Annotated in this window: 2 rRNA genes; both read right to left on the reverse strand. The window is 43.6% G+C overall.

The features are described from left to right. Nucleotides 1-74: ribosomal RNA gene (locus M3191_RS18155) — 16S ribosomal RNA — on the reverse strand; the annotation flags it as partial. 687 nt (nt 75-761) lie between these two features. Next, nucleotides 762-873, reverse strand: a 5S ribosomal RNA gene (rrf, locus tag M3191_RS18160); the annotation flags it as partial.

Genomic DNA, 873 nt, shown 5'->3' on the forward strand with positions numbered 1-873 from the left:
TCAATCCGCTCGACTTGCATGTATTAGGCACGCCGCCAGCGTTCGTCCTGAGCCAGGATCAAACTCTCCATAATAGAGAAATTCGAGTAGCTCGAGTTTCTTGCTGGCATCAATTAAGATGTCAATTCGAATCCGAAGATTCGTTTGTTCTTTTCACCGACGAGGTCGGCTTCAGAACTTTATTTGTTGACGTTTTGCTGTTCAGTTTTCAAGGTTCAATGTGCGTCGCTTCGTCAGAAGCAACTCTTATATAATACCACGTTTGCAATTCCGATGTCAACAACTTTTTCAAAAAAGTTTTAAGCTGTTTTCAAAGCAGTTATTCACTTACCGGATGAGCAACGTTATTAACTATACCACCCAGCCTATCTAATTGCAATACTTTTAAACATGGAAATAAGTGGATTTCAATGCTGAATAAAATAAGGTTTATTGAATTTCCCGATCCTAATTCTCTTAAGCGTCAATTTAATAAACACCTTCGAGAAATTATCAGGACGAGTACATTACAATTATGCGAGAAAAGAACCGCGCCCATAGGAGATGGCTTTTATCCGACGATGCCCTACTCTCAAGGAAGCCAGCTCCCTGCGTAATTTTCACCGTTGGCGTAAATTACGCAAAGCGGCTGCGCCGCTTTACTACCACCAACGCTGATGAGCTTAACTTCCATGCTCGATGTGGAAACGGGTGTGACTTATAAATACCTTCGGTTTTATTTTTAAACACAAAAAAACCATTCCCCATGGGGAATGGCCTTGGCCCGGCGACGTCTTACTCTCACAGGGGGAAGCCCCCTACTACCATCAGCGCTGAAGAGCTTAACTTCCGTGTTCGGTATGGGAACGGGTGTGACCTCTTCGCCGTCATCAC

Origin of the sequence: Sporosarcina luteola (genome assembly GCF_023715535.1) — a bacterium.
GTDB lineage: Bacteria > Bacillota > Bacilli > Bacillales_A > Planococcaceae > Sporosarcina > Sporosarcina luteola_B.